The following is a 16,232-nucleotide window of genomic DNA, read 5'->3' on the forward strand; positions in this document are numbered from 1 at the left end:
AATTTCCGTGCGATAGTCTGGGTTAAGATGAAGCCGGGTCTCCACTCGGAGGCGAGCTCTGCGTGACCGCGAGCAGCCATGATACAAGGACACCTGCTGGCATGAATTCAGGCGCGGACCTGCTGCGGATCGAGGATTTGAGTGTCTCGTTCGCGATGCTCGGCGGGCAGCTCGATGCCGTTCGCAAGGCGAGCCTGCGCGTCCTGCCGGGCAAGGTAACGGCTCTGGTCGGCGAGTCCGGCTCGGGGAAATCCGTCATCAGCCAAGCCGTGATGGGTATCCTGCCGAAGACGGCATCGTGCAGCGGCCGCATCCTCTTTTGTGATCCGGCGCTTGGCGGAAGTCCGGCCGATCTTCTGCAGATGCCGCGCGACGGGCAAGAAATTCGCCATCTGCGCGGCAACCGCATGGGCAAGATCTTCCAGGAGCCGATGACCTCGCTGTCGCCCCTCCATACGATCGGCAACCAGATCAGCGAAGCGCTCAAAATCCACACGGACAAATCTTCCAGGGAGCGGCGTGAGCGCACCGAGGAAATGCTCGCACTGGTCGGCTTTGCCAAACCGTCGCGCGCCTTCGACATGTATCCGTTCGAACTGTCCGGCGGCATGCGCCAGCGTGCGATGATCGCCATGGCGCTGATCTGCAATCCCTCGCTTCTTATCGCCGACGAGCCGACGACGGCGCTCGACGTGACCATCCAGGCGCAGATCCTGCAATTGCTGCGCGGCTTGCAGACGAAACTCAACATGGCAATGCTGCTGATCACCCACGATCTCGGCGTCGTCGCCAATGTCGCCGACGAAGTCGTGGTGATCTATCACGGCGAGATCATGGAAGCAGGACCGGTCGAGACCATCTTCCGCAAGCCCGCGCATCCCTATCTCAAGGGCCTGATGGCCGCCGTGCCGCATTTCGACATGAAGCCGGGAGAACGCCTGAAAGCGTTGCGCGAGGTGCCGGTCAACACCAGCAGCCTGCTCGGCAAGCAGAAGCTTGTTGCCCAGGCGGAACCTGCCAAGCCGGATGTGCTCCTTTCCGTGCGCGATATCAGCAAGACATTCAATACGCGCAAGTCGAGCTGGCTGACGAAGGATACGGCAGCCGGGACCAAGGCGGTGGATGGCGTCAGCTTCGACATAATGCGCGGCGAATGCCTGGGGCTTGTCGGCGAAAGCGGCTGCGGCAAGACGACGGTCAGCAAGATCCTGATGCGGGCCGTGACCCCCGACGCGGGCGCGGTCTTGCTCAACAGCAGCGACGGCCCCATCGATGTGCTGAACGCGGAAGGTGACGGACTGCAAACGCTGCGCACCAAGGTGCAGATGGTCTTCCAGGATCCGGTCTCGTCGCTCTCGCCGCGAATGACGGTCCAGAACATCCTCAGCGAACCACTCGAAATTCATGATCGCGGCAGTGGCAAGTCGCGCGTCGAGACGGTCAAGGCCTTACTCAAGGCGATCGGCCTCAACGAGCGTCATCTCAACCGCTATCCACACAGCTTTTCCGGCGGCCAGCGCCAGCGCATCGGTATCGCCAGGGCGCTTGCGCTCGGCCCGGATCTCCTGATCTGCGACGAACCCGTCTCGGCGCTCGACGTTTCCGTCCAGGCGCAGATCCTCAACCTGTTGAAGGACCTGCAGAAGGAACTGGGGCTAACCTATCTGTTCATCTCGCACAATCTCGCGGTCGTCGATTACATGGCCGACCGGATCGCCGTGATGTGTGGCGGGCGGATCGTCGAGGTCGCCCCGCGCGAGACGCTGATGGGTGCGCCCGTCCATCCCTATACGAAGTCGCTCCTCGCCGCCGTGCCTTTCCCCGATCTCGACCGGCCGCTCGATTTTTCCATTCTCGATCCGGGCGGCGCCTCCGACAAGCGCAGCTGGGGCAAACAGTTCTCCGATGAGGGAGATGACGGCGTTCTATCGACGACGGATCTTGGCGGCGGCCATCTGGTCCTTGCGCGGCGAAACGCCGACGTGAGGGAGTTACGACCGTGATTACCCGCAGAACGACACTTGGCATGCTTGCCTCCATGCTGGTTCCCGGCACCAGCCGCGCCGCGCCGGAGCCTGCATTTCTGCGACCTTACCTGCGTGCGCAAACGCTGCCTGTGCTCAGCGAGCGGATTCCGAAAAATCCCCGCCGCGTCAATCTTGCGGCCATGGGTCGCGAGCCCGGGAAATATGGCGGCACTGCCCGCATGCTGATCGGCAGCCAGAAGGATATCCGCTATATGACGATCAACGGCTATGCCCGTCTGGTCGGCTATGACGAAAACCTGCAGTTCCAGCCGGATATCCTCGAAAGCTTCGACGTACAGGAAGGCCGCATCTTCACGTTCAGGATCCGCGATGGTCATCGCTGGTCTAACGGCAGCTACCTGACAGCCGAGGATTTCCGCTACACCTGGGAAGATGTGATCCTCAACAAGGACCTGCGCAAGGGTGGCGTCCAGCGCGAACTTCTGGCCGATGGCAAACCGCCCGTCTTCGAGGTTCTGGACGAATTGACCGTCCGCTACACGTGGAGCGCACCGAACCCGGACTTCCTCCCGGGTCTTGCAGCCGCGTCCCCGATCATCCTGCTCCTGCCCTCTGCCTATATGCGGCATTTCCACAAGAAGTATCAGGACGAATTTCGTCTCTCGGCTCTGATGAAACAGTACCGCGCCAAGAAATGGGCCGACCTGCATATCAAGATGTCGCGGCAGTACCGCCCGGAAAACCCCGATCTGCCGACGCTTGATCCGTGGATGAACAGAACGGCGCCGCCGGCCGAACAATTCGTCTTCGAGCGCAATCCCTTCTTCCACCGGGTCGACGAAAACGGGCTGCAACTGCCTTATATCGATCGTTTCCTGCTCAATATCAGTTCGTCCGAAATCATTCCGGCCAAAACCGGGGCGGGTGAGAGCGACCTTCAATCGACAGGCGTCGATTTCTCAGACTATGCGTTTTTCAAGGACTCGGAAAAACGCTACCCGGTGAAGGTCAAGCTCTTCAAGAGAACCGAAGGCTCCCGCATCGCCCTTTTGCCCAACCTCAACTGCAGCGACAAGGTTTGGCGCAATCTGTTCTGGGACGTACGGGTGCGCCGGGCGCTTTCGCTCGCGATCGATCGGCACGAGATCAACATGGTCAGCTTCTATGGCCTTGGCAAGGAAAGCGCCGACACGATCCTTCCGGACAGCCCGCTGTTCAAGCCGGAATATGCCTCGGCCTGGGCCAGCCACGATCCGGACCAGGCCAATGCGCTGCTCGACGAGGTCGGTCTTACACAGAAAAACAGCGCGGGCATTCGCCTCCTGCCCGATGGGCGCGAGGCCCAGATCGTCATCGAGACCGCCGGTGAAAGCACGCTCGAAACCGATGTTCTGGAACTGATCAAGGATCACTGGATGAAAATCGGTTTCTCGCTTTTCATCAAGACATCGCAGCGCGACGTCTTCCGCAGTCGTGCGATGGGCGGCGACATCATTATGTCGATGTGGAACGGCCTCGAAAACGGCGTGCCGACGGCGGACATGAACCCTTCGCGCCTTGCGCCGAGCGCCGACGACCAGTTGCAGTGGCCGGTCTGGGGTATGCACTACCTGTCCCTCGGACAAAACGGCCATGCTCCGGAACTGCCGGAAGCGATCAAGCTCGTCGAGCTCCTGAAGGAATGGAAACGAACGGTCGATAGCGCCCAAAGAGCGCGCATCTGGCACGAAATGCTCGAAATTTACACTCAGAACGTCTTTTCGATCGGTATCGTCAACGCCACGCTTCAGCCGGTGCTCCACTCTTCCCATCTGCACAACGTTCCCGAAACGGGTCTCTACGGCTTCGATCCGACCTGTTATCTCGGCGTCTATATGCCGGATACCTTCTGGTACAGCAGCGAGGTTAGCTGATCATGTTGCGTTACATATTCTGGCGCATCCTGGCGATGATCCCGACGCTGCTGATCATCTCCGCGCTGGTCTTCACCATCATCGAACTGCCGCCGGGCGACTATTTCGAAAGCTACATCTCCGAACTGCGCGCCCAGGGCGAAGCCGTGGACATGGCGGAGATCGAGGAACTGCGCGCCCAATACGGCTTCGACCGTCCGCCGGTACTGCGCTATTTCCATTGGGTTGCCGGCATGCTGCAGGGCGACTACGGCTATTCCTTCGAGTACCAGCTTCCCGTCAACGAGGTCGTCGGCGATCGTCTCTGGCTGACCGTGCTCGTCTCCTTCGTCACCATCCTGTTCACCTGGCTGGTCGCCTTCCCGATCGGCATCTATTCCGCCACCCATCAATATAGCTGGGGCGATTATGGCCTCACCTTCCTCGGCCTGGTCGGCATCGCCATTCCGAACTTCATGTTCGCATTGATCCTGATGTATTTCGCCAATATCTGGTTCGGGACCTCCATCGGCCACTTGATGGACCAGAAATACCTGGCTGAGCCGATGAGCTGGGAGAAGATGAAGTCGATCCTGGAGCATCTGTGGATCCCGGTGCTGATCGTCGGCACCGCGGGCACCGCCGGCATGATCCGAAGGCTGCGCGCCAACCTGCTCGACGAGCTGCAAAAACAGTATGTCGTGACTGCCCGTGCCAAGGGCTTGCATCCGTTCCGCGCACTGGTCAAATATCCGCTGCGCATGGCACTCAACTTCTTCATCTCGGATATCGGCTCGATCCTGCCGGCGATCATTTCCGGTGCCGAAATCACCGCCATCGTTCTGTCTCTCGAAACAACGGGTCCGATGCTGATAAAAGCGTTGCAAAGCCAGGATATGTATCTTGCCGGCTCGTTCCTGATGTTCCTGGCATTCCTCACGGTGATCGGCGTCCTCATCTCCGACATTGCGCTTGCCCTGCTCGATCCGCGCATCAGACTACAAGGCGGTAGCACCAAGTGACGATATCCCTTCCCGAACCCGGCGCGCCGCTGGCGCACTACGTATCGACCGCACCGTTCGACCCGCATTCCGTCGACGTGATGACCGAGGAACAAACGCGCGTCTATCAGGCGTCGCAGATGCGGCTGATGTGGTGGAAGTTCAAGAAGCATCGCCTGGCGCTGTACTCGCTCTATTTTCTCGGTTTTCTCTACGCGATCATCGCCATTGTCGAGCTCTTGGCGCCCTATAACCTGCACACGCGCAACGTCGACTTCATCCATTCGCCGCCGCAGCGGGTTCACTTCTTCCATCAGGGCAATTTCGTCGGTCCGTTCGTCTATGGACGCACCATGACGCTCGACATGGACACGCTGCGCCGGATCTACACCGACGATGTGAACAAGGTCGAACCGATCCGCTTCTTCTGCAGCGGCGACAGCTACCGGTTCTGGGGCCTGTTCGAAGCCAACAAACACCTGGTCTGCCCGGCCAAGGACGGCGAACTGTTCCTGCTCGGCAGCGACCGTCTCGGTCGTGATGTCCTCTCGCGCATCCTCTACGGCGCCCGCATATCTCTGACCATCGGCCTGCTCGGCATCACCATGAGCTTCGTGCTCGGCATCGTCATCGGCGGTCTCGCCGGCTATCACGGTGGCGTCTTCGACCTGATCGTCCAGCGTGTCATCGAGGTGCTGCAATCCATCCCGAGCATTCCGCTGTGGATGGCGCTGGCGGCGATCATGCCGGTGACCTGGAGCCCGATCCTCATCTATCTGGGCATCACGGCCATTCTCGGCCTGCTCGACTGGACGGGACTGGCGCGCGCCGTGCGCTCGAAGCTTTTGGCATTGCGCGAGGAAGACTACGTTCTGGCAGCCCAGCTGATGGGGGCCGGCTCGAGCCGCATCATCGGCCGCCATCTCGTCCCCGGCTTCATGTCGCACCTGATCGCCACGGCAACGATGTCTATCCCCGGGATGATCCTCGGCGAAACCGCGCTCAGCTTCCTGGGCCTGGGTCTGCGCCCGCCGATTACCAGCTGGGGTATTCTTTTGACGGAAGCCCGCAGCGTCAGCGTCATTGCATTTTATCCCTGGCTGTTGTTTCCAACCATTCCGGTCATTCTCGTGATTCTGGCGTTCAATTTCCTGGGCGACGGTCTTCGTGATGCTGCCGACCCCTATAAGTGAAGTGGAACCTGATATGCTTAGGAAGAAGGGCAGCGCGAGAGGAGACAAGGGGCTCCGCTCATGACCCGTCGGATTGAGGACGCCCGGATCCTGATGTACAGCCACGACACGTTCGGCCTCGGTCATCTGCGGCGCTGTCGCACGATCGCGCATTCGCTGGTCGAAGACTATCGCGGTCTCAACATCCTGATCATCTCGGGCGCCACGATTGCCGGTGCCTTCGACTACCGGGCGCGCGTCGATTTCGTGAAGATTCCGAGCGTCATCAAGCTGCGCAACGGCGAATATACCTCAATGGACCGGCATATCGACCTGCACGAGACGCTGAAGATGCGCAAGTCGATCATCCGTCATACGGCGGAGACCTTCCAGCCGGACATCTTCATCGTCGACAAGGAGCCTTTGGGCCTGCAGGGCGAAGTCGAGGAGACGCTCGCCTATCTGAAGAAGCAGGGAACGACGCTGGTCCTTGGCCTTCGTGAAGTCATGGACGCCCCGCATCTGCTCGATGCGGAGTGGAAGGCCAACGACGTGATGCGCAAGATCGGCCAGTTCTACGACAACATCTGGGTCTATGGCCCGCCGGATTTCTACGATCCGCTCGTCGGTCTCGATGTCCCGCCGCATGTCCGGGCGAAGATGGATTTCGTCGGTTTCCTGCAGCGAAGCGTCTCGCAGGACGTCGAGTCCGAGCACAAGCCGAAAGGCGAGTACATCCTCGTGACCACCGGCGGCGGCGGCGACGGTTCCGATCTGATCCACGACGTGGTCGACGCCTATCAGGAAGATCCGACCCTGACGCACAAGTCATTGATCGTTCTTGGTCCCTATATGCCGGCCAAGCAGCGCCACAAGCTTTTGACGAAATGCGCGAAGATCCCCTCCCTCGAGGTGATCGAATTCGACAATCGCATGGAAGAGCTGATCGCCGGCGCCAAGGCCGTGGTGGCCATGGGCGGCTACAACACCTATTGCGAAATTCTGTCTTTCGACAAGCCGGCGCTGATCGTGCCGCGCGTGACGCCGCGCGAGGAGCAACTGATCCGCGCAAGCCGCGCCGCCGAGCTTGGATTGATCGACATGCTCCGGCCCGAGGAAGCACGCGACCCGATGCGCTTTGCCGCCGCCCTCAAGGCCCTGCCCGACCGCGCTCCGCCATCGAAAAGCGCGGCCGGCATGACGCTTGAAGGACTGGTAAACATATCGCGGACCGTTGGCGAATGGCTTGGCCGCCGCGAACATGAGCACCTGATCGTCGTTAAGGGGTGATTTCACTTTGACACAACGCCGCAAGATCGTCGTGGTGCTGAAGGGATATCCGCGCCTTTCGGAAACCTTCATCGCCCAGGAACTGCTTGGATTGGAACGGGCCGGCTTCGAACTGGCGCTGGTGGCGCTGCGCCGCCCGACGGACAAGAAGCGCCACCCGGTGCATGACGAAATCCGCGCACCGGTTCACTACCTGCCGGAATATCTGCACGAGGAGCCTTTGCGGGTTGCTCGCGCCTTCGTACACTGCCTTGCGAAACCCGGCTTCTGGCGCAGTCTTCCGGCATTCACGGCCGATCTCTGGCGCGACCGGACACGCAACCGGATTCGCCGTTTCGGCCAGGCGATGGTTCTCTCCGCCGAATGGCCGAAGGGCGGCGACTGGCTGCACGCCCACTTCATCCACACGCCGGCTTCCGTTACCCGCTACACCAGTACCATCACCGGCATCGCCTGGAGCTGCTCGGCTCACGCCAAGGACATCTGGACGTCGCCGGCATGGGAACTTGCCGGCAAGCTCGCCAGCACGCGCTGGACCGTAACCTGCACCCAGACCGGATTTGAGCATCTGCGCCATCTTGCCGGCGGCAGGCCGCACGTGCATCTGAGCTATCACGGGCTTGATCTCAGCCGCTTCGGCGTCTTTGACGGGGTGCGGTCGTCGTTCGACGGATCGCAGCCGGAAACGCCCGTGACGATCATCAGCGTCGGCCGTGCCGTCGAGAAAAAGGGCTTCGACATTCTGCTCAGGGCGCTCAGCCTGCTCCCGAACGATCTCCACTGGCGATTCGAGCACATCGGCGGCGGCGAACACTTGAAGAAACTTCAGGCGATGGCCGCCGAACTCGGCATCGCGAAAAAGGTGTCCTGGCACGGACCGCTGTCGCAGACGGAGGTTTTGCATCACTATCGCAGTGCCGATATCTTCGCCCTCGCCTGCCGCATCACCGCCGACGGGGATCGTGACGGGCTGCCGAACGTTTTGGTCGAAGCATCGAGCCAGGCGCTGTTCTGCGTCTCAACGAACATTTCGGGCGTACCGGAATTGCTCGTCGACGGCGAAAACGGGCTTGTTGTCCCGCCCGAGGATCCCCAGGCCCTTGCCAATGCCCTGGAAAGGGCCATCCGCGATCCGTCCCTGCGCCAGCGGCTGGGCGAAGCCGCGGAAAGGACCGTGCGGCGCGAGTTCGACCACCAGACCAGCATCCACCAACTGAAGACGCTCTTCGAGACGGAATGGCAGGCAGCGCAATGACCAATGCCCAGGCAGCGCCGGCGCGCGTCTTCTTCTATGTCCAGCACCTGCTCGGCATTGGTCATCTGGCACGCGCCAGCCGTATTGCCCGGGCGCTTGCCGAGGACGGTTTCGACGTGACTATGGTGACCGGCGGCACGCCGGTGCCCGGCTTTCCCGGGCCGCATGTGCGCCACATCGCCTTGCCGACGATCACGGCCGGCGACGCCGGCTTTTCCGGGCTTGCCGACATTAACGGCAAGCCGGTCGACGAAACCTTCAAGGACAGTCGCCGCGACCTGTTGCTGGCGGCGTTCCGCGAAAACCGGCCTGACGTCGTCATCATTGAAGCCTTTCCCTTCGGCCGTCGCCAGGTCCGCTTCGAACTTCTGCCGCTGCTCGACGAGATCGCCGCCACGGACAACCGGCCCATGGTGATGACGTCGCTGCGCGATATCCTGCAGGAGCGCTCCAAACCCGGGCGCGACGAGGAAACGGTCGCGGTCCTGAAACAGTATTTCGACCGGGTTCTGGTTCATGGGGACCCGGCCTTCGCCCGGCTGGAAGATACTTTTCCTCCCGCCGCCGAGATCGCCGACAAGGTCATCTATACCGGCCTCGTTGCAGCGCCGCCTCCCGCAGAACCGGCAGAGCGTTTCGACATCATCGTATCGGCCGGTGGCGGCGCCGTCGGCAACACGTTGATCCGTGCAGCGCTTGAAGCGGCAAAATCGATCGACAGGGGCCTGTCCTGGGCCCTGATCACCGGTCCCAACCTGCCGCAGTCCGATTTTGAGGCGATTTCTTCGGCTGCGCCGGCGCATGTCAGCGTCTATCGCTTCCGTCCGGATTTTGCGAGCCTTCTCAAGGGCGCCAGACTGTCTGTGTCACAAGCGGGCTACAACACGGTTTGCGACATTCTGCGGGCCGGATGCCATCCCTTGCTCATCCCGTTTACCGCCGGCGGCGAAACCGAGCAGACGGTCAGAGCCGAGCGCCTCGAAAGGCTGGGCCTCGCCCATGTCCTGCCCGAGGAAACGCTGTCGCCAAAGACCATGACGCAAGGGATCAGCGCGGCGCTCGCAGTCTCCGGCCGTCCGCCGCACAGCCTCGATCTCGATGGCGCGCAGCGCACGGCAGAAATTCTGCGCGGCCTCCTCTGACCGGCGATCAGACGGTGCCAATCACCATGAAGCGGGTGTATTTCTTCATCGCCAGCGCGCCGGCAAAGGCAACGTGGCGCAGTGCCGTCTGCTCCTTGAAGGCCTCAAGCGTCGGCACGCAATTGATGTGCGTCGGCTCGCTGAAATAATCGTTGGACTGCAACAGGACCTGCATACCCCGCGGCAGCAACGACAGCCATGCCGGAAGATCGGCAATGTGCTCGCAACTGGTGTTGATCACCAGATCGGGCCGGGAGGCCTCGTAATCGAGCCCGTACATATCCTGGCTGACTGCACGAAAACGCTCGCCCGCCCCGGCATTCAGCGTCTCGGCCACTTTGGCAACCTCCGGATCGAGATCGACGCTCTCGATCATCCCGATATTGAAGCGGCTGTCGTCGAAAAACATCGCCGGCAGCACGCCGTACCAGCCGCCGAGAACGACGATGTGATTAAAATTTCCGCCGAGACTTTCAAACAGGCTGTCGCGCGCCCATATCTTGCATCCAACCTGCTTGTGGTTGAAGGCCGTACCCAGGTCCGCGTCCGGATATCTGGCCACGACTTCCGCAAGACCTTCGACCAGAGAGCTTCCCGTATAGGCGGCCAGACCACGGATAATATCGAAGGCACTTTCGTGCCAATCTGTTGTGTTTGCTTCGTTTGTTCCAGTGGTTTTCATCATGCGCGTGTTGTAGTCTGTGCTTTTCTGGAGTGCAAGGAATGCAAGTCAACCTGAAGGATGCCGCTGCCGCTTCCGAAGCTCCCGGAGCGGGAAAGGACATACCGCATCTGGCAGGAATTGGCGCAACCATGCGGCAAGTCTTTGCCGCCCATTTCATGCGCGATTGCCCGCACGTCCTGGAAATCGGTGGCCACATACGGCCCATAACGCCTTACCTTACCCATCACCCGCTGTCCGTGACGTCGCTCGACCCGAAGACCGAAGCCTATGAGGCGCATGAACTGAACGGCAAACAGTGCCACGTGCGGCACATTCAAGCCAAGTTCCAACAAATCGACTACCACTACCAACCTGGTAGTTATGGCCTGGTCCTTCTCGGTTACTCGCTGAAGCCGTTTGGTCTCAAGGACCCGCTCGGTGCTCTGCTGTTTTCGCTGATCGACAATGCCAGGACTGTCGTCATCGAATACGCGCCCGAACTCGAACGCGCCGCATCGCAGGTGCCGCACATCGTCAGCCGCCCGACCGTCTCGATCAGGGGACAGTTCGACCTTCGTCTCCACGACCCGGAAATCGCCGACACGCCCTATGCCGCCCGGCGTTTCTACGTGCTCGACACCCGCTATTCAGTTAGTTGAACCTGCCCATGGAAAAACGTCTCGCCCGATATATCTGGACCCATACGCGCGCTCAGCAGCTCTGGATTCTGCTGGTCGTCGCGATCTCGATGGTTCCCTATTTCCTTTCATTCGACCTGCCCAAGCAGATCGTCAACGGACCCATCCAGGGCCAGGGCTTCGATCAGCCGGGCGCCACCCAGACTTTCATGAACATCAGCTTCGATCTGCCCTGGCTCGGGCCGGTCACGCTGTTTGACGGCATCGACCTCACGCGCATGCAGATGCTGTTTGCGCTTAGCCTCGTGTTCCTCGCTCTCGTGATCGTCAACGGCCTCTTCAAATTCTACATCAACACCTACAAGGGGCGTCTCGGCGAGCGGCTGCTGCGCCGAATTCGCTTCGAGCTCATCGACCGCATCCTGCGTTTCCCGCCCAACCAGTTCAAACGCATGAAGGGTGCGGAAGTCGCCAGCATGGTGAAGGACGAGGTCGAGCCGCTCGGTGGCTTCACCGGCGACGCCTTCGTGCAGCCGGCGCTGCTCGGTGGACAGGCGCTGACGGCATTGTTCTTCATCTTCATGCAGAATGCCTGGCTCGGGCTGATTGCCGCCGTCATGGTCGGCGTCCAGGCGGTGATCATTCCGCGCATGCGACGGCGCTTGCTGGTGCTCGGTCGCGAACGCCAGATCACTGCGCGCGAGCTTGCCGGCCGCGTCAGCGAAATCGTCGACGGTATCGGCACGATCCACGCCTATGATACCTCAAACTACGAGCGCGCCGACATTGCCTCTCGCCTCGGCCGCATCTTCAAGATCCGCTATGACCTCTACCAGTGGAAATTCCTGGTGAAGTTCATCAACAATTTCCTCGCTCAGCTGACACCCTTCCTGTTCTACTGCATCGGCGGCTACCTGGCGCTGCAAGGCCGCCTCGACATCGGCCAGCTGATCGCGGTGATCAGCGCCTACAAGGACCTGCCCGGTCCGCTGAAGGACCTGATCGACTGGGATCAGACCCGCCAGGACGTGCAGGTGAAATACCTTCAGGTCGTCGAGCAGTTCAGCGTCGAGCGGACGATCGATCCGTCCATTCAGGCCGTCGCCATTGAGGACCCCGGCCCGATGAAACACCCGCTGGCCGCGGTCAACCTGTCGCTCGCCGATGATAGCGGCGCCAAGCTCCTGGAGCGCGTTTCCGTGCAGATCCACCCCGGCGAAACGGTGGCGATCGTCGGCGGTGCGGCCGGTGGCGGCGACATGCTGGCCGAAGCCTTTGCCCGCCTTACCTGGCCCGAGAGCGGCAAGATCACTGCCGGCGGCGACGATCTGCTGGAACTGCCGGAATCCATCACCGGACGCTGCATTTCCTATGTCTCGGCCGACACCTACTTCTTTTACGGCACCCTGCGCGACAACCTGCTCTATGGGCTGAAACACGCGCCGTTGAAAGATGCCGCCTATGAAGGTAGCGGTGCCGCCCATCGCAAGTGGGAGATCAACGAAGCGCGAATGGCCGGAAACCCGGACTACGACGTCAATGGCGACTGGATCGACTACCAGGCTGCCGATGCGACGGATCGGGAAGACCTGTTTACGCCGGTCCTGTCGGTGCTGGATACGGTGCAGCTATCCAAGGACATTCTCGACCTGGCCTTGCGCAGCACCGTGTCTCCCAACGACCATCCGGGCCTTGCCGAAGGCATCGTCGAGATGCGCCATGCCCTTCGCGAGGAGCTTGAGGAAGCGGGCCTCAGCAGCCTCATCGTGTCCTTCGAGCCGGGAGCCTACAACACCGAGGCGACCGTCGGCGAAAACCTTCTGTTCGGCACGGCAACCGGTCCGGCGTTCATCGGCAAGGCGATTGCCAAGAACGCCTATTTCCGCTCCGTGATCGGCCGCACCGGCCTTGACCGCGCCATGTTCGATATGGGTTACAGCATCGCTGAAAACGCGGTGGAACTGTTTGCCGACCTGCCGCCGGATCACCCGTTCTTCCAGCAGCTTACCTTCATGACGGCGGACGACATTCCGGAGTATCAGCTGCTGCTGCAGAAACTCCAGGGCAAGGGCTTCGATGCGGCCTCCGAGGATGAAAAAGGCGCCATCATTCGCCTGAGCTTCCGCTATATCGAGCCGCGGCATCGTTTCGGTCTGCTGACCCCCGAACTGATGGCGAAGATCGTCGATGTCCGCCGCCAGTTCCATGACGGCCTGCCTGAGAGCATGCGCGGCGACATTGAACGCTACGACCCGGACCACTACCTGGCCTCCGCAAGCCTGATGGACAACATTCTGTTCGGCCGCATCAGTCACAAGCATTCCGACGGTTCGAAGCGCATTCGCTCCATCGTCAGCTCGCTGTTGAACTCGCTCGGCCTCTTGGAAAACGTGATCGATATCGGCCTGGACTTCAATGTGGGTGCCGGCGGCAAGCGCTTGACCGCCGTGCAGCGGCAGAAGCTCAATCTGGCGCGTGCACTGGTGCGCCGTTCGGATTATTATATCTTTAACCGTCCGCTACCCGGCCTCGACCATCGCCTTCAGGATGAAATTGTGCGCGACGTGCTGAAGCTGGTGCGCCGCGACGGACGCGATCCTGCGGTGGTCTGGGTGCTTTCGAATACCGCTCTGTCGAGCCTTTTCGACCGTGTCCTGGTCTTCGACCGAGGCATGCTGGTGGAGGACGGGACACATGCGGCACTTGTTGAGAATAACGGTATCTTTAAGGAACTTGTGTCATCATAATAGCAAGGGCAAAGTTCATGCGTGCGGCAGGGGCGCAGGCAGGGGCATTCTTCCAGATCGCGGCGCCGGTGCGTATGATCGGCAAATCCGGGGGGAGGAAAATGGGGAATGGGCACGGAAATGCTTCTAAAGGATGAAGTTCAAATGCTGCGGCGCGTGCCGCTCTTTTCGAATGTCGAGCCGGGAAAGCTGAAGCTTCTCGCCTTCACATCGGACCGTGTCAGCTACGATGCCGGCGAGGCCATCTTCCACCAGGGAGACACCGGCGATGCGGCCTATGTCGTGCTCGCCGGCAAGGCCGACATCCTGGTCGACTCCTCGACGGGGCCGATCAAGATCGCCGAGGTCGAAACCAATTCCATCGTCGGCGAGATTGCCATCCTCTGTGATGTCTCGCGCACCGCAACGGTGCAGACGACAACAGCGGTGGAAGCCCTGCGTATTCGCAAGGAACACTTCCTCAAGCTCCTGACCGATTTCCCCGAAATCACCATCGAGATCATGCGCGTGCTGGCCGACCGTTTGAGCCACACGACCAGCGAATTGTCCGAGGCGAGAAGCCGCGCGCGCAAGGCCGAGTGAGTAAGCCCCGGCTATCGCTCCCGGGCGGCCTCAGCTGGTCCCGAGCCTCTCCAGTGGCGCATTCGCCTGCGAAGCTCTCGAGGCGATGGCTCCGGTCGTCCGGTCGACACGGAAATTGCCCGACGGCAGACCGGAGATGGATTTCTCGAACATCCTGAAGACGAGGGCGAAGCGCGCCTGCGCCGTATTCGCATCGTCCCAACCACCCTCGGCATAAAGTCGGCCAACCGCCTGGTAAAGTGCCATCCGCCCCTCGGCGATCCATTCGAGAGCCAGATCGCTGCCCATCCGCAGCCGATACCAGTCGGCGAGGAAACTTATTGCGGAAATCTCGCGCAGCAGTTCGGCTCTTGCGCCGGCGGCTTTCAACCGCGCCGCAAGGCGACCTTGCAGCACCCGGTCGGCGCGGGCAGCCGCACTCGCGCCCACCGCGTCATCCGCCGCTACCGGATCCATCAGCGCCAGCGCCGCCAGGTCGGCAAGATCGAGGATGCGGATCAGCGCTGCCAAATCCTGCGGCCATTCCCGCTTGAGAAAACGCCGTCCGACGAGATGGCCGAGATGCTCGAACAGGAAGCCGCCATAGTTGCCCACATCCAGCATGCCGCCCGCATCCAGTCCGGAGGGCGCAATCTCCCGGTCGTAGGTCTGCCGCAACTGCGGGTTCAATGGCATGTCATCGATCCCGACGGTCTCGATGTCGAGCTGGCGCTCGCCGATGGTGATCACCTTATATGCACCTGGAAAGGCAACGAGCGCCGGCACCGCGACATTGACCAGAAAGCGATCGCCAACGCGATACCGCGCCGTGTCGTTGACATGCAGATGCCCGCTGAAATGCACGTCGATGCCGGCCGCGATCAGGGCTTCGGCTACAGCCGCAACCGGAATGCGCGCCGACATGCCCGTCCGGCCAAGCAGGGAAACTTCTTCGTCCGCTGTCCCGTCAAGAGGGTCGAGCACGGGGTAGTGGGAGAAAGCCAGAAGACTTTTGCCCAACCGGCGCGCGCGCGCCGAGACGTCTTTCATCCAGTCAAGGACGAACCGCTTATGCGTCAGCATGGCGTTCCAGCCGGCGCTGGTGCTGTCGGCCAGATCGCCCGCCTCACCCGGCACGGCGCCATCGACCGGGACGAAGACATTGGCATCGATCATCAACAGCCAGACGCCGGGAAAGGGCTCGACGAGATAGGAGGCATCCATCAGCGATCGCGTCGTTTTCCCGTCCGGCGAATGCACCTCGTAAAGCCGGGCCGCAGGGTCACCATCGCTGCCGAACGGCGTTTCCCAATGGAAGTCGCCGGCTCGCGGAAAAAAGCCAAAATCCGCCACGGCGTCGAGACCCTCCGGATAGCCCTGGCAATACATGGCTTGGCTCGTGACGATCGACCGGGCGCCCCGATCGCGCACGTGCGGATCGCTGCTGACAACGCTGTAGCTGCCATCCTCGTTCATGAACCGCTTGGCGCGGTGCCGGCCGGACGCGCCGAAGATGTCGTGATTGCCGGCGGTGGCATAGAAGCGCATGCCGTAACGGGCTGCGTAGCTATCAAGCACCTTTTTGACGCCCCGGACGGTTTCCACCTGCCCGTCGTCGGAATAGTCACCGAGCAACACCACGTGGTGAATACCGCTTGCTGCGATCCGATCAAGCGCGTGGTGAAGCGCAAAGTAGCTCTCGTTGAAGACGCGCGTCGACCGGGCGGTATCGGCGAGCAGCCTGAATGTCAGCCGGCGGCCGCCCTGCATTATTCCGGGAAAACCAAAATCGGCATAAGGATCATGAAAATGCGCATCGGCGATGACGGCGATGCGCGGATGCTTTGAGGGCGGCATACTGTCAGGGTTCCGTCAGCGCGTT

12 protein-coding genes are annotated in these 16,232 nt (G+C 61.2%); 10 read left to right on the forward strand and 2 right to left on the reverse strand.

Annotated features, from left to right (window positions below):
* The first annotated feature begins 101 nt into the window (after positions 1-101).
* The 7 genes from JNB71_RS06525 to JNB71_RS06555 are packed head-to-tail and all read left to right on the forward strand — an operon-like array spanning position 102 to position 9,740.
* Positions 102-2,003, forward strand: coding sequence for a dipeptide ABC transporter ATP-binding protein (locus JNB71_RS06525; RefSeq protein ID WP_220370969.1), 1,902 nt, complete (start codon positions 102-104; stop codon positions 2,001-2,003).
* On the forward strand, positions 2,000-3,901 hold the full coding sequence (locus tag JNB71_RS06530; RefSeq protein WP_220370970.1) for an ABC transporter substrate-binding protein: 1,902 nt from the start codon (positions 2,000-2,002) through the stop codon (positions 3,899-3,901). Before JNB71_RS06525 ends, JNB71_RS06530 begins: the two co-directional genes overlap by 4 nt.
* 2 nt (positions 3,902-3,903) lie before the next feature.
* Entirely contained in the window at positions 3,904-4,902 is a 999-nt protein-coding gene (locus JNB71_RS06535) for an ABC transporter permease (protein WP_220370971.1), read from the forward strand.
* Positions 4,899-6,074, forward strand: a complete 1,176-nt coding sequence (locus tag JNB71_RS06540; RefSeq protein ID WP_220370972.1) for an ABC transporter permease — start codon at positions 4,899-4,901, stop codon at positions 6,072-6,074. The genes JNB71_RS06535 and JNB71_RS06540 overlap by 4 nt, the downstream gene beginning before the upstream one ends.
* Positions 6,075-6,134: 60 nt before the next feature.
* Positions 6,135-7,343, forward strand: a complete 1,209-nt coding sequence (locus JNB71_RS06545) for a glycosyltransferase family protein (protein ID WP_220370973.1) — start codon at positions 6,135-6,137, stop codon at positions 7,341-7,343.
* Between the two features lie 7 nt (positions 7,344-7,350).
* Positions 7,351-8,598, forward strand: coding sequence for a glycosyltransferase (locus tag JNB71_RS06550; RefSeq protein WP_220370974.1), 1,248 nt, complete (start codon positions 7,351-7,353; stop codon positions 8,596-8,598).
* On the forward strand, positions 8,595-9,740 hold the full coding sequence (locus tag JNB71_RS06555; protein ID WP_220371172.1) for a glycosyltransferase family protein: 1,146 nt from the start codon (positions 8,595-8,597) through the stop codon (positions 9,738-9,740). Before JNB71_RS06550 ends, JNB71_RS06555 begins: the two co-directional genes overlap by 4 nt.
* 7 nt (positions 9,741-9,747) lie before the next feature.
* Here JNB71_RS06555 and JNB71_RS06560 read toward each other — a convergent pair whose 3' ends face one another.
* Positions 9,748-10,425: a class I SAM-dependent methyltransferase gene (locus tag JNB71_RS06560; protein WP_220370975.1), complete on the reverse strand. Its 678-nt coding sequence runs from the start codon at positions 10,423-10,425 to the stop codon at positions 9,748-9,750.
* Between the two features lie 38 nt (positions 10,426-10,463).
* Here JNB71_RS06560 and JNB71_RS06565 point away from each other — a divergent pair, with 38 nt between their 5' ends.
* The 3 genes from JNB71_RS06565 (at position 10,464) to JNB71_RS06575 (ending at position 14,371) form a co-directional block, all read left to right on the forward strand.
* Positions 10,464-11,063: a hypothetical protein gene (locus JNB71_RS06565; RefSeq protein ID WP_220370976.1), complete on the forward strand. Its 600-nt coding sequence runs from the start codon at positions 10,464-10,466 to the stop codon at positions 11,061-11,063.
* A gap of 8 nt (positions 11,064-11,071) precedes the next feature.
* Positions 11,072-13,789 carry an ABC transporter transmembrane domain-containing protein gene (locus tag JNB71_RS06570; protein WP_220370977.1) on the forward strand — a complete coding sequence of 906 codons (2,718 nt, stop codon included), beginning with the start codon at positions 11,072-11,074 and terminating at the stop codon, positions 13,787-13,789.
* A gap of 120 nt (positions 13,790-13,909) precedes the next feature.
* Positions 13,910-14,371, forward strand: coding sequence for a cyclic nucleotide-binding domain-containing protein (locus tag JNB71_RS06575; RefSeq protein ID WP_026203499.1), 462 nt, complete (start codon positions 13,910-13,912; stop codon positions 14,369-14,371).
* Positions 14,372-14,401: 30 nt separating this feature from the next.
* Here the strand turns inward: JNB71_RS06575 and JNB71_RS06580 are convergent, their stop codons facing one another.
* On the reverse strand, positions 14,402-16,207 hold the full coding sequence (locus JNB71_RS06580; protein WP_220370978.1) for a metallophosphoesterase family protein: 1,806 nt from the start codon (positions 16,205-16,207) through the stop codon (positions 14,402-14,404).
* Positions 16,208-16,232 lie beyond the last annotated feature (25 nt).

The sequence above is a fragment of the Rhizobium herbae genome (genome assembly GCF_019511375.1).
Classification (GTDB): domain Bacteria; phylum Pseudomonadota; class Alphaproteobacteria; order Rhizobiales; family Rhizobiaceae; genus Pararhizobium; species Pararhizobium herbae_A.